Annotated in this window: 11 protein-coding genes; 6 read left to right on the forward strand and 5 right to left on the reverse strand. The window is 28.4% G+C overall.

The window, feature by feature from the left end:
• The 3 genes from ACZ098_RS16630 to ACZ098_RS16640 all read left to right on the forward strand — a co-directional run bounded on the left by ACZ098_RS16630 (position 1) and on the right by ACZ098_RS16640 (position 3,243).
• Complete coding sequence (locus ACZ098_RS16630) at positions 1-1,020, forward strand: carboxypeptidase-like regulatory domain-containing protein (RefSeq protein WP_487312892.1); 1,020 nt, start codon at positions 1-3, stop codon at positions 1,018-1,020.
• Between the two features lie 97 nt (positions 1,021-1,117).
• Positions 1,118-2,506 (forward strand): sensor histidine kinase, encoded by a 1,389-nt coding sequence (locus ACZ098_RS16635; RefSeq protein WP_487312893.1) that lies wholly within the window; start codon positions 1,118-1,120, stop codon positions 2,504-2,506.
• The gene (locus ACZ098_RS16640) at positions 2,506-3,243 is read left to right on the forward strand and encodes a LytR/AlgR family response regulator transcription factor (RefSeq protein WP_487312894.1); all 738 of its coding nucleotides are present in this window, start codon (positions 2,506-2,508) and stop codon (positions 3,241-3,243) included. The genes ACZ098_RS16635 and ACZ098_RS16640 overlap by 1 nt, the downstream gene beginning before the upstream one ends.
• 87 nt (positions 3,244-3,330) lie before the next feature.
• Here ACZ098_RS16640 and ACZ098_RS16645 read toward each other — a convergent pair whose 3' ends face one another.
• The 4 genes from ACZ098_RS16645 to ACZ098_RS16660 are packed head-to-tail and all read right to left on the reverse strand — an operon-like array spanning position 3,331 to position 6,578.
• On the reverse strand, positions 3,331-4,161 hold the full coding sequence (locus ACZ098_RS16645) for an OmpA/MotB family protein (RefSeq protein ID WP_487312895.1): 831 nt from the start codon (positions 4,159-4,161) through the stop codon (positions 3,331-3,333).
• A 47-nt stretch (positions 4,162-4,208) separates the two neighbouring features.
• Positions 4,209-5,225: a glycosyltransferase family 2 protein gene (locus ACZ098_RS16650; RefSeq protein ID WP_487312896.1), complete on the reverse strand. Its 1,017-nt coding sequence runs from the start codon at positions 5,223-5,225 to the stop codon at positions 4,209-4,211.
• Positions 5,218-6,132 (reverse strand): hypothetical protein, encoded by a 915-nt coding sequence (locus ACZ098_RS16655; protein WP_487312897.1) that lies wholly within the window; start codon positions 6,130-6,132, stop codon positions 5,218-5,220. Before ACZ098_RS16655 ends, ACZ098_RS16650 begins: the two co-directional genes overlap by 8 nt.
• Positions 6,132-6,578 carry a type I restriction enzyme HsdR N-terminal domain-containing protein gene (locus tag ACZ098_RS16660; RefSeq protein WP_487312898.1) on the reverse strand — a complete coding sequence of 149 codons (447 nt, stop codon included), beginning with the start codon at positions 6,576-6,578 and terminating at the stop codon, positions 6,132-6,134. The genes ACZ098_RS16655 and ACZ098_RS16660 overlap by 1 nt, the downstream gene beginning before the upstream one ends.
• Positions 6,579-6,641: 63 nt before the next feature.
• Here ACZ098_RS16660 and holA point away from each other — a divergent pair, with 63 nt between their 5' ends.
• A complete protein-coding gene (gene holA / locus ACZ098_RS16665; RefSeq protein ID WP_487312899.1) occupies positions 6,642-7,646 on the forward strand; it encodes a DNA polymerase III subunit delta in 1,005 nt (334 codons plus the stop codon).
• 1 nt (position 7,647) lies between these two features.
• Here holA and ACZ098_RS16670 read toward each other — a convergent pair whose 3' ends face one another.
• On the reverse strand, positions 7,648-8,847 hold the full coding sequence (locus ACZ098_RS16670; RefSeq protein WP_487312900.1) for a serine hydrolase domain-containing protein: 1,200 nt from the start codon (positions 8,845-8,847) through the stop codon (positions 7,648-7,650).
• Between the two features lie 174 nt (positions 8,848-9,021).
• On the opposite strand from ACZ098_RS16670, the gene ACZ098_RS16675 reads away from it, so the two are divergent.
• Both ACZ098_RS16675 and ACZ098_RS16680 read left to right on the forward strand, forming a co-directional pair.
• Positions 9,022-10,224: an NAD(P)-dependent oxidoreductase gene (locus ACZ098_RS16675; RefSeq protein WP_487312901.1), complete on the forward strand. Its 1,203-nt coding sequence runs from the start codon at positions 9,022-9,024 to the stop codon at positions 10,222-10,224.
• Positions 10,225-10,334: 110 nt separating this feature from the next.
• Positions 10,335-13,082 carry a helix-turn-helix and ligand-binding sensor domain-containing protein gene (locus ACZ098_RS16680; protein WP_487312902.1) on the forward strand — a complete coding sequence of 916 codons (2,748 nt, stop codon included), beginning with the start codon at positions 10,335-10,337 and terminating at the stop codon, positions 13,080-13,082.
• Positions 13,083-13,216: the final 134 nt, after the last annotated feature.

Here is a 13,216-nt window from a genome sequence, read left to right on the forward strand (position 1 = left end):
ATGAAACACTTTTTATTTTTATTTTTGTTTAGTGTAAGTTTAGGTTCTTTTTCACAAGTTATTAAAGGAAAGGTAGTCGACGAACAAGATAGTCCTTTACCTGGTGCCAATATTTATTTTGATGGAACTACAATTGCAACAATTGCTGACGAAAACGGAAATTTTGCAATAAATTACACTTCTAAGATTAATAGTATTTTAGCAGTTAGTTATGTTGGCTATCAAACGCAGTATATTCAAAATCCCAAAACCGATGTTGTTTTTAAAGTAGTTTTGTTAGAATCAAAAAATGTTTTGAACGAAGTTATTGTTAAGAAAGATCGATTTTCAAGAAAGCAAAAACTACAACTTTTTAGAGAGCAATTTTTAGGCAGAACTGCCAATTCTAAAAAAGTAGAGATTCGCAACGAAGATGATATTTACTTTGAATACGACGAAAAAACACTCACTTTAAAGGCATATTCTGATACTCCATTGCAGATTATAAATAATTCTTTGGGTTATAAAATTACCTATGAATTGGTGAATTTTGAAGTTTTGTTTTTTCAAAATACCATGAAATCTTCTGAGGTATTAAGAAGCTATTACTCGGGTTTATCACGCTTTGACGAGATAAGCAATGACACAAAAACACTTAAAAAAAGAGAGAATTGTTTTAAAGGATCGCAACTTCATTTTTTTAGAAATTTGGTCAATAACGTTTGGGATAAAGAAAACTTTTTATTGTTTAAAGGTAAATATCAAGACAATCCTAACGATTATTTCACCATAATTCCAGAAGGCGATGCTAAGAAAGTTGTAATAACGAAGCAGACTAAAGAGTTTGTTACCAAAAAGTTTGTTGCCGAATTCAATTTACTATTTGATAAAAAACAGCAATCAAGAATTACATTTGAAACCGATACTTTTTACGTTGATAAATTTGGAAACAACTCTAACATTGAAAATATTATATTTTCAGGTTATTTATCGGAGTTAAAAGTTGCCGATATGTTGCCTTTAAATTATGGAATTGATTGAATGTACAGTTCACAGTTAGTTTTTTATCGTTCACTATAATTATTTTTTTTCTTACTGCTTATATTTAGACTTTTGAAATGAATTTAAAATTTAGTTTATGAAATCATTTTTAAAGTTTATTGTAATATTATTTCTTCCTTTGTTCGTCATTTCGAGTTTTTCTCTTTTGTATAAAGGTAATTTTGAAGATTTCGAAAATAAAAAAGTTATTATTTATTCTATTTTTTTCTTTGCAACTCTGTCATTTGCTTATGTGTACATTTTTGAAATTCTTTTAAAAAAGATAAAAAAAGTGATTGCTAGATTAATGATCACATCAAGTATCATTTTTTTAATAATTTTCGCATTTGGATTATTTTTTCCTTCCTTTGAATTTGAAACCAGAAATTTATTAACTTCTTTATTTCAAGGCACTCTTGGAATTTGTATTTTTTTACTCGAATATTTGACAGTAAATTATTATTTAAGTTTTGGTAAAAAGAAACAACTTTTATTTACCGATAATTTACAGTTTTATTTAAAAGTAATAGTGGGAATTAGTTTATTTGAATCATTGATGTTTTATGTAATGACATTAGATATTATTCTTCAAACTCCAACATTAGAAACTTTTTTTAACTATTTTTCACCAATGTTAATTATTCCTTTACTAATAAATTGTACTGTTTTTATAAGTTTAAAGTTATTAAGTAAAGTGCAATTTATAAAGTACAAATCTGTTTTAGTAATAGTAATTTCTATTTTCCTAGGATTAGTAATCGTTAATTTGTTTAATTTAATACGTTTTAAATATGTTTTTCATGCTAATCTTTTGCATTTAATTTTATGTGTTTTTTCAACGATGCTTATATATACTATTGTCGATTATCGAGATAGATTTTATGTTTCAAATAAAGATGTAAAATTGTTTAAGAATAACTTTTATAAAAAAAACGCGGAATATCTTCAGCTCAAGCAGCAAGTAAATCCTCATTTTCTGTTCAATAATTTAAATACTTTAATTTCTTTCATCGAGACAAATCCGAAAAAGGCTATTGAGTTTGGTCATCATTTATCAAATACGTACCGATATTATTTAAAATATCAAGAGGAAGATTTTGTTTTACTTTCTGATGAAATAAATTTTATAAACGAATATTTAGAAATTTATAAAGCTAAATTTGAAAACGGATTTTCTTTTAAAATTGACATCGAAACTTCCAATAATCAATATATTTTATCTTTATCATTACAAGAAATTATAGATAATATATTTAAGCACAATAGTTTGGATGAAGTTAATCCAATTGAAATTGCTGTTTTTATTTTAGCTGATGATTTATGTATTTCAAATTCTATAACTGAAAAAAAATCAATTACAACTACAAAAATAGGTTTGGAGAATATAAAATGCAGGTACCAACTTTTAACCAATAAGACTTTAAAAATAACTGAATCCCAAAACTATTTTCAAGTTTCAATTCCAATTCTAAATTTAGAACAATAATGACAGCAGTTATAATAGAAGATGAAATTCCAGCGGCAATTAGACTTGAAAAATTACTAATATCAAAAGAGTTTGATGTTTTGATAATTCTTCATTCTGTAAAAAATGCTGTACAATGGTTTAAAGAAAATACTCATCCAGATTGTGTTTTTGTAGATATAAAATTAAGAGATGGAAACTGTTTTGAAATTTTAGATAGAATAGATCTCAAGTCAAAAATTATCTTTACAACAGCTTACAATGAATTTGCTCTCAATGCATTCAATTATAATTCGGTAGATTATCTTTTAAAACCAATCGATGACCACAAATTAGATAAATTGATATCAAAAATTGAAACACTCAAAGTTGGTTTTCAAAAGGAGGTTTCTTGGACTGATTTTGAGCAAAATAATTCTAAAAAAAATAAAAATTCTTTTTTAGTTTCATCTGGATCAAGTTTAAAAAAGATAATTGATTTAGACGTGATTTGTTTTTATAGTGAAAATAACGCTACCTATATTTTGAATAATGAAAACCGAAGTTTTATAATTATTAATTCTTTAGAAAAACTTGAGGATGAGTTGAATACAGAATTATTTTTTAGGATAAATAGAAAATTTATTATAAATAAAAATTACATTCAAAGTGTACAAAATGAATATCAAAAAAAAGTAATCTTAAAAGTTAAAACTGTTTTTGAATTCAACGTCAGTAGATTAAAAACAAAAGCTTTTCTTGATTGGTACAAAAAATAAAAACGCCTTGATTTCTCAAGGCGTCTTTTTTATGATTCGGTCTGCATTCTGCAAGCTATAATCTGCAATCTATAATCTGCATTCTGCTTACTGTTTCTTCATTTCTTTTTCAATCATTTCGTAGAATTCGTCAATTTTAGGTAAAACAACGATTCTAGTTCTTCTGTTTTTAGCTCTGTTTTCGGCAGAAGCGTTGTCTACTAAAGGTACGAATTCGCCACGACCTGCAGCAATTAATTGCGATGGTTTTACACCCAGATCTTTAGTTAAAACTCGTATAATTGCGGTAGAACGTTTTACGCTTAAATCCCAGTTGTCTAATAATACTGCGTTTCCAGTAAATGGAACATTATCAGTATGACCTTCTACCATACATTCAAATGTAGGTTTGTCGTTTACAACTTTTGCAACTTTTGCCAAAATTTCTTTAGCTCTATCGCTAACTACGTAACTACCACTTTTGAAAAGTAATTTATCAGCAATTGAAATAAAAACCACACCTTTTTCTACATTTACTTCAATATCTGGATCAGAAATTCCAACTGAACTTTTTAAACTTGTAACCAAAGCCAATGTAACACTGTCTTTTTTAGTTAAAGCATCTTGCATTCTAGAAATTTTTAAATCTTTTTCTTTGATAGTTTCTAATGCTTTTTCAATATTTTGAGCACCTTTGGTAGAAAGTACTGTCATGTCTTTGGATGCAGAAATCAAATCAGAATTGTTTTTCTTAAGATATTCATTTTGCTGCGACAATGCTTCTTTTTCTGACAAACATAAATTTAATTTTACGGTTGTCGAGTTTAATAAATCTTGACATTCTTTGTTTTTGGCTTCTAGTTCAGTAATTTTCTTTTTTGCTCCGCACGAAGTAAGTGTTAGTGCAGCAACCGAAAGAATTAAAATTGCTTTTCTCATAATGTTCTTTTTATTTTTACAAATTTACTATTTATAACGTCTTTAAGTTATAAAGTATTGTTAAACAACTTACCAAATATCGTACCTTTTTTAACAAAATAGTTGTAAACAATGCTTTTGGTTAGAAAATAATGTTCTTTTTGAAGTGATTCTCTTTTCTTTAAGGTATTGAAAACTAATGCGTAAAATGAAAAATGAGCTTTTAATATTGCAACAAAATGTTTCCCTTTTCCTTTTAACAAAAATTGCATTCCAGCTAATCCATCAAGAACCATTCTTGTGAGTAGTACACTTAAAATTTTATTTTTTGGCAAATTTTTAAGCAGCATGATTAATGAATTTCTAAAATTCAAATAGGTTTTCTTAGGATTACCTTCGTTTAATGTTGCGCCACCAACGTGATAAACCGTTGATTTATAGGTGTATTTAGATTTAAATCCGAGGTTGAAAGCACGCCAACACAAATCTATCTCTTCTTGATGAGCAAAAAAATCAGCATCAAATCCGTTCAATTTTCTAAAGACTTCTTTTCTTACAAAAAAACAAGCACCACTTGCCCAAAATAAATCCCGTTCATCGTCATATTGGAGTTGGTCTTTTTCAATGGTGTCAAATATTCGACCTCTACAAAATGGATAACCATACTTGTCAATAAATCCTCCTGCAGCTCCAGCATATTCAAAAAACTCCTTATTCTTAAAATCTAAAATTTTAGGTTGTATAATTGCAGTTTCTTGATCAGATTCAAAAATCGATAGAATAGGAGTAAGCCAATTGGAAGTTACTTCAACATCCGAATTTAATAGGCAATAATAGTCTTCTTCAACTTGTTGTAGTGCACTATTATAACCTTGTGCGAAGCCATAATTTGCATCATTTTGAATAATCTGTACTGTTGGATAGTTATCTTTTACAAAGGCAACCGAATCATCTGTAGAAGCATTGTCTGCAATATAAATTTGAGCTTCGTTTGAAAATGAAACTACTGAAGGTAAAAACTGTTCTAATAATTTTACACCATTCCAATTGAGGATGACTACGGCTATTTGTTTTCGATTATTCATTAAAAAATTTATATTTTAATTTTAAAGCTTTGTGAATTTCATCAACTGATGCTTTTTGAGCTACTAATTTTTGAAATTCTTGAATTTTTTTTGTGGATTTAAAGTTTGGATATTTCTTAATGTACGCATCAAAAACCTCTTGATATTCAGGATCAATTTGTCCCTCATATTCATTGTATGTTTGTGTATTCTCTAATCCAAAAATAAAATCATTAAGATAATTGTTGTAAGCTCCTTCTGCATTTTCTTTTAATGAACTTTTAGGGTGTTTTGATAAAAACGTTTCCCAGTAAGCAACTCTTTTACCAACTTCTTCAAATTGAATCATAAAACCGCCATCCGAAGAATAAAGTTCCAAATCTTCGTGAGCAATTTGTTCTAAAAAATCTTGATAATCTGGTGTAACTTTTCCTTTAAACATAGTAGGATAGTGACTTGGAATGCTTCTAAATTCGGTGAAACCTTCACCAACATACCAAAATTCGACCGCAACTTTTTTTAGTTGATTTGCGACTCTTGTATAGTTTGCATCTAAAACATAGTTATCTTGATCTTCACTATACTGCTCTGCATAGTGTATAAGCAACGAATCGTCCAATCTAGTAATATTTTCAATATATTTATTTCTGATAATGTAATAGGCTTCATACAAATTATTGTTACGTTCTTTAGAATTACTTTCATTTAACTTTTTAGTATATTCCTCTTTTAAGTAGTCTAAGGCAATGCAATAATCTTCCATACTATTCGCATCACTGAATGTAGTATCAATTATAACTTTAGTTTCACTTATTACAACTTCAGTTGAATCATTTGTTTTTGGTATAGTTGAGGTTTCTTGTTTCTTTTCTTTTTGACAAGAAATTAGACTTAATACAAAGCAAAGTAGTAGAATATTTTTTTTCATTATTTAATATAATTTGGCAACTCTTTTAAAAAAATATATTTCTCATTTTCAAAATCCATTTGGCAAAAATAATGATTTAAACCATTAGTAACCATGAGATATTTAGCATTTAAAACCAAATTGTATCGTGCAATTTGATCGAAAGTTTGTTGCGTAATTTTTACTTCAGGTGCTTTGCATTCTATCAATAAAAATATTTCACCATTTGGTTCATAAACAACCCCATCATACCTTTTATTGAGGTCGTTTATTTTTATCAGTTTTTCAACGTTTATATAGGATTTAGGGTATTTTTTTTCTTGTAATAAAAATTGAACTACATGCTGACGAACCCATTCTTCTGGAGTTAGAATGATAAATTTTTTCCTTATTTCATCAAAGATTGCTATTTTATTTTCACTATTTTTGAACCGAAATGTATAGGTTGGAAAACTGAGTTTTTGCATGCAACAAAAATAGTTAATTTATACAAACTGCCAACTGCTACTAAACACTGAATACTGACAATAATGGATGAGGTTGTAAAAATTATCAACGATATAAAAGCTGGAACTATTAAACCTGTATATTTTTTTATGGGTGACGAACCTTATTATATTGATAAGCTGACCGAATATATTGAACAAAATATACTACAAGAGCACGAACGAGATTTTAACCAAACTATACTTTACGGTCGTGATGTAACAGTTGAAGATATAATTTCGAATGCCAAACGCTATCCGATGATGGCCGATAGACAAGTAGTTATTGTAAAAGAAGCCCAGGAATTATCTAGAACTATCGATAAGATTGAAAACTATGTCGAAAATCCTCAAAACACTACAGTTTTAGTATTTGCTTATAAATACAAAACCCTTGATAAAAGAAAAAAAGTAACCAAACTTTTATCGAAACATGGCGTTGTATTTGAAAGTAAAAAAATGTACGAAAATCAAGTTGGTACATGGATTAACAGAGTTTTACAAGGAAAAGGGTATTCAATTGAGCCTAAGGCAACGGCAATGCTAGTGGAGTTTTTAGGAAACGATTTAAGCAAGATAAGCAATGAACTGAATAAATTACAAATTATTTTACCCAAATCACACACCATTACTCCAAAAGATATTGAAGTAAATATTGGTTTTAGTAAAGACTTTAATGTATTTGAATTGCAAAATGCATTGGGTTCTAAAAACCAATTGAAAGCCTATCAAATTGCTCAATACTTAGCCGATAATCAGAAAGAAAATCCTATGGTGGTCACGGTTAGTTTGGTATTTTCATTTTTTGTGAAAGTTCTTAAATACCACGGATTAAAAGATAAGAATCCCAATAATGTGGCCAAAGTTTTAGGCATTAGTCCGTTTTTTGTAAAAGATTACGACGTAGCTTTACGCAACTATCCAATGAAAAAAGTGAGTAGTATTGTGGCTTTACTTCGAGATATTGATGTTAAAAGCAAAGGTGTTGGAGCTAATTCGTTATCCAACCATGACTTGTTTAAAGAAATGTTGGTTAAAATTTTTAGCTAATTTATTCTTTAATACTGTCATCAAATTTGAATGGATAATCTCCAAAAAGAACTGAAAGATTTTTTAATTGATACGTCTTGTGGGTAAATTTATTAGACAATGCAATTATGACTACATTTTCTTTTCTCAAGGTATTGTAACTAGAAGTGTTTCCGTGCCACCAACCGTTGTGATAAAAGAACTTTTGCCCATTTTCCCATTCATGTAATCGTATTCCTAATCCGTAGTTTTTAGTTCCTTTACTTTCATAACTGTACCCTTTGTAAACCTGTTTTAATAAGTCCTTACTAAGAAAATCAGGAGCATTTACAGCCAAATTGAATTTCATTAAATCTCTAGGCGTAGAGTAAATATTTTTGTCGCCATACACGGCATCTAAAAAATCGAATGGATATTTTATGTAATTGTATTTATACGATGGTGTAGCTTTATCTTTGGGAGTTGTTTCATCAAATACAAAGGTGTTTTTCATGTCTAATGGTTCGAAAATTATTTTTTTCATTGCCATAGCATATTTCATTCCAGTAACTTTTTCGATTAGTAAAGCAAGTAGCACATAATTGGTGTTGCAATAATTAAAATGCGTATCGGTTTTGTATTCCAACGAAATATTTTTAGTAATCAATATGTCAAGAATGTCTTTATTGGTCAAGGTGTTACGACGATTCCAATTGGCTTTATCATCGGCAAAATAGCCATACTTTCGGATGCCACTTCGGTGATTTAATAAGGTTCTAATGGTTACATCAGGATAGGGAAAATCTTTGAAATAAACGGTAAATTTATCATCTAAACCAATCTTTTTAGCATCGATTAGCTTCAAAATTGCACTCGCCGTCAAGACTTTAGTCACCGATGCTATGTGTAAAGGTGTTTCAGGAGAATTTAAAATATTATTTTCCTTATCGGCGAAACCTTCGTATTTTTCATAAATAATTTGTCCGTTTTTAGCCACAAGAAAGCTTACGTTTTCAAAATCATTTGCCCATTTTTTAGTAAAAAAATTATCAATTTGTATTTTTTTCTGTTCAATATATTCGGCCGATAGTTTTGGTAAAGAATCTTCGCGTGGATTTATGGCATAAAGTAAACTTGACTTTTTATGTTTAGAAATACTTTTTTCTTTTTTATTGCAACTAGAAATTAAGAAGATAGGTGAAATTAAAATTAAAAAAGTGAATTTATATAGGAAATGCTTCATTTGAATTTGATAAAAAACAAATATAGAAAACAATTTTACTTTTAAAAATTTGAAATAGTTAATAATTAAGAAATGTTTATCTATGCACTTAAATCGTCTTTTTATTTAAGATTAAATGTTTTGAAAACGTTTTCGTAAATACTACTTTTGAATCCGCAATAAAAAAAAGAAACAATGAAGTTTGGAATAATTAAAGAAAGAAAAAATCCACCAGATCGACGAGTAGTATTTACACCAGAAGAACTTGTTCGATTAAAAGCGGAACATCCAGATGCAGAAGTAAAAGTTGAAACTTCTGATATTAGAATTTTTACAGATGCTCAGTATAGTGATTTAGGAATTGAAGTTGCTAATGATATTTCGGATTGCGACGTGTTTTTTGGGGTAAAAGAAGTTCCGGTTGAGGCACTAATTCCAAATAAAAAGTATTTTTTCTTTTCGCATACCATAAAAAAGCAAGTACACAATAGAAAATTACTTCAAGCTATTTTAGAAAAAAAAATCGATTTGTATGATCATGAAACTATTGTTGATGATAAAAACAAACGATTGATAGGTTTTGGTCGATATGCAGGAATTGTAGGAGCTTACAATGGTTTTAGAGCTTTTGGTTTAAAGTTTGAATTGTTCAATTTGGCTAAAGCTGAAACATTGTCGGGCAAAGATGAATTGATTACAAGATTAAAACGCCAAACACTCCCTAACATTAAAATTGTACTTACAGGTCATGGAAAAGTGGGAATGGGTGCTAAAGAAATTTTGGACGGAATAAAAATCAAACAAGTAGCTGTTGATGATTTTTTGAACAAAATATATGCGACACCAGTTTACACCCAAATAGATGTTTTAGATTACAATAAACGTTTGGATGGTAAAGTGATGGATAACGAAGATTTTTATAGAAATCCTCAAGAATATACTTCTAATTTTGAACGCTTTACCAAAGTTGCCGATGTTTTTATGGCCGGTCATTTTCACGGAAACAATGCGCCAGATATTTTAACTCAAGACATGTTGAAAGCAGCAGATTGTAAAATTAAAGTCGTTGCGGATATTTCTTGCGATGTAGACGGACCAATTGCTTGTACTATCAAGGCGTCTACAATTGCCGATCCTATTTTTGGATATTTGCCAAGCGAAAACAAAGAGGTTTCTTATACACATCCAGGTGCAATTGTGGTGATGTCGGTCGATAATTTGCCATGCGAATTACCAAAAGATGCTAGCGAAGGCTTTGGAGAAATGTTTATGGAACATGTTATTCCAGCATTTTTCAACGGAGATAAAGACGGCATTTTACAACGTGCTAAAATGACAGAAAACGGAAAATTAACCGAACGATTTGCTTATTTGCAAGATTATGTAGATGGTAAATAATAAATTCATTTTTTGATTTTTTTCAATCTAAATCCTGGAGAAATTCGGGATTTTTTGTGTTTAAAATTTTATAAATTGTACTATATTTGATTGAATAAAAATTAGCTAATTTGAAAAAGTCAATCGTATATATTTTTTTCTTTTTTACAGTAAGTTTTACCGCTTACAGTCAAGAATTACTTCCATTTGTTGAAAACTTTTCCAAGTCGGAGTATAAAGGTGACAATCAAGTTTGGGATGTTGTTCAAGGAACAGATAATGCAATGTATTTTGCTAATAATCATTTTTTTTTGCGTTACAATGGTGTGAAATGGGAAAAGTATACCTTACCCAATAAGACCATAATTAGATCAGTTTTTGCTGATAAAGATCGAATATATACAGGTTCTTATAATGAAATAGGATATTGGAAAAGAATTTCAGGTGTAATGAACTATTTTTCACTTTCAAAAAACAAAAATCTTTTTAAAGGAGAATCAGTAAACGAAGAAATTTGGAAAATATTCAAATTTAAAGGTAAAATTTACTTTCAATCGTTCAATGAAATTTTTATTTACGATGGAAAAAAAATTGTTAATCAAAAAGTCCCATCTCAAATATCATACTGCTTTCCTGTAGACGACTCACTTTATGTTGCCTCAGTTAGTAAAGGAATTTATACTTTAAAGAATTCTAAATTCTACAAAAACAATAATTGGAAGATTCTCGAAAACAACATTGTCCATTTCATTGGCTCATGTAATGGTAAAACCTATTTTTTCACAAGAAAAAATGGCGTTTATATTGCTGAAAAAGGAAAAATATATCCATGGCAGAATATTGAGTTGAATTCAATTTTTAAAAAAGAACTTATAAATACAGCTAAATTTCTAGATAATAATCGAGTTGCGGTTGGAACTGCTTTTAAAGGTATCTACATAATCAATATCGAAACAGGAAATTTTATTAATATTAATCGGAGTAATTCGTTGAGCAACAATTCGATATTGAATATAAGTTTTGATAAAGAAAATGATTTGTGGTTGGGAATGGATAACGGTATTTGTCATGTGGAAATCAATTCTCCTTATCGAATTTTTTCTGACAACACGGGTATTTTAGGTTCGGTATATTCTGTTGCTGAAAATAATGAAGGGTATTTATTAGGAAGCAATCATGGCGTTTTCAATTATCAAAATAAGAAATTAGACTTTGTACAAGGATCACAAGGTCAAGTTTGGCAAATAGATAAGGTTAATAACCAGTTTGTTATAGGTCATAATGATGGAACATTTTTTTTCAAGAACAATGTATATGGCAAATTAAATTCAGTTAATGGCGGTTGGAAGTTGCTAAAAAGTAATTATGATGGGCGTTATTTTCAATCCAATTATTCTGGAATTACAATTTATGAGAATGACAATCTAGAACAATATTTTAGAGTGGATGGATTAACAAAGCCCATAAAGAATATAGCACAAATCAAAAAAAATGAAATTTGGGCTGTAGACAACTATAAAAGTTTGTATAAAATTGATTTTAGTACTGAAAATAAAGTACTTAATATTGAAAATATTACAAGTTCAAATGGTATAAAAAACGATTATAATGTCAAAATGTTTGAATACAAAAATCAATTATTATTTTATGTAAATAACAACTGGTATAAGTTCAATTCTATTAGCAATAAACTCGAAATTGCATCGGAATTTAATGCAGTATTCAAAAATATTTCAGATGTTATTACTATAGATGAGTCGAGTTTTCTAATTCTTAAAAACGGACTTTTTTACATCATAAATCAAGCAAAAGACGCCTTTAATTGGGAATTGATTCCTAAAAAATATTACGACGGAAAAATAATAAATGAAGACACGAAAGTAATAAAAACTAAAGGCAAACTAATAATAAATTTGGATGATGGTTTTTTTATATATGAACCTAAAAAAACAGTTTTTAATACAAAAGATATTCATATTGAAGGTTTTTATAATGGTATATTAATTTCTAAAGATACTAAGATAGAGTTTAATAGATCTGTTGAAATAAATGTTGTATCGCCTTTTTATGGGTACAATGAGTTGAATTTATTTTATACTTTAAATGATAGTAAAAATTATCTGCCAATTATAAACGGTGAAGTAATTTTGAACAATTTAAATAGTGGCATTCAGGAAATTTCAATCTATTACAATAAAGATGGAAAGTATACTGTTATTGCTAATTATGAATTTAAAGTTGCCAAGTCTTGGTATTTTTCTTTTTGGATGATTTTAGTGTATATAGTATTCATTTCTAGTGTATTTTTCTTGTATTATAGATGGAATAAGGTTCGATACTTAGAAAAAATTAAGCTCAAAGAGGAAGAATTAAAGCATCAAAAAGAAATTATTGAATTGGAATTAATTGCTGAGAATAAATTGAAAATGCAAGAATACGAAAAGCATATTCTAGAAATTCAAGTGCAAACAAAAGCTTCCGAAGTTGCTGGGAAGTCTTTGTCTATTGCAAAACAATCGGAAATGATTGAAAGTATTCAATCCATATTAAATTCGGAAAGCAATTTGCAGTCTGTAAAATCTCAAATAAGTAAGGTTATTAAAATAAATTCTTTGAATAAAAACGAGTGGAAAGAATTTGAAATTAATCTTTTTAAAAGTAACGAAGAATTTATTAAACTTCTTTCAGCAAAATATGCAAGCCTAACTCCTAAAGATATTCGATTGTGCATCTATTTAAAAATGAATTTATCCTCAAAAGAGATTGCACAATTAATGAATATTAGTTATCGAGGTGTAGAATTACACCGCTATCGTCTTAGAAAAAAGTTGGACATAAAACCTGAAGAAAATTTATCAAAATTTTTGATGAATATTTAAATTAAATTAATCGAAAAATAGTCAGTAATTATTTTCATTAATTTAAATTTTTAACAACTTTTATTATCATATTCCTACTACATCGTAACTACATCATTTTCTTTTTAAAAGATGTGTTTTTTACATTTATTTTA

The organism is Flavobacterium sp. SP2, from assembly GCF_057626655.1.

Excerpts from the sequence above, each read along its gene's own strand:
- ACZ098_RS16655 (WP_487312897.1), bottom strand. The coding sequence starts at position 6,132 with ATGAAAAAAAATATTCTACTACTTTGCTTTGTATTAAGTCTAATTTCT.
- ACZ098_RS16645 (WP_487312895.1), bottom strand. The coding sequence starts at position 4,161 with ATGAGAAAAGCAATTTTAATTCTTTCGGTTGCTGCACTAACACTTACT.
- ACZ098_RS16650 (WP_487312896.1), bottom strand. The coding sequence starts at position 5,225 with ATGAATAATCGAAAACAAATAGCCGTAGTCATCCTCAATTGGAATGGT.
- ACZ098_RS16640 (WP_487312894.1), top strand. The coding sequence starts at position 2,506 with ATGACAGCAGTTATAATAGAAGATGAAATTCCAGCGGCAATTAGACTT.
- ACZ098_RS16670 (WP_487312900.1), bottom strand. The coding sequence starts at position 8,847 with ATGAAGCATTTCCTATATAAATTCACTTTTTTAATTTTAATTTCACCT.
- ACZ098_RS16675 (WP_487312901.1), top strand. The coding sequence starts at position 9,022 with ATGAAGTTTGGAATAATTAAAGAAAGAAAAAATCCACCAGATCGACGA.
- ACZ098_RS16635 (WP_487312893.1), top strand. The coding sequence starts at position 1,118 with ATGAAATCATTTTTAAAGTTTATTGTAATATTATTTCTTCCTTTGTTC.
- ACZ098_RS16660 (WP_487312898.1), bottom strand. The coding sequence starts at position 6,578 with ATGCAAAAACTCAGTTTTCCAACCTATACATTTCGGTTCAAAAATAGT.
- ACZ098_RS16630 (WP_487312892.1), top strand. The coding sequence starts at position 1 with ATGAAACACTTTTTATTTTTATTTTTGTTTAGTGTAAGTTTAGGTTCT.
- holA (WP_487312899.1), top strand. The coding sequence starts at position 6,642 with ATGGATGAGGTTGTAAAAATTATCAACGATATAAAAGCTGGAACTATT.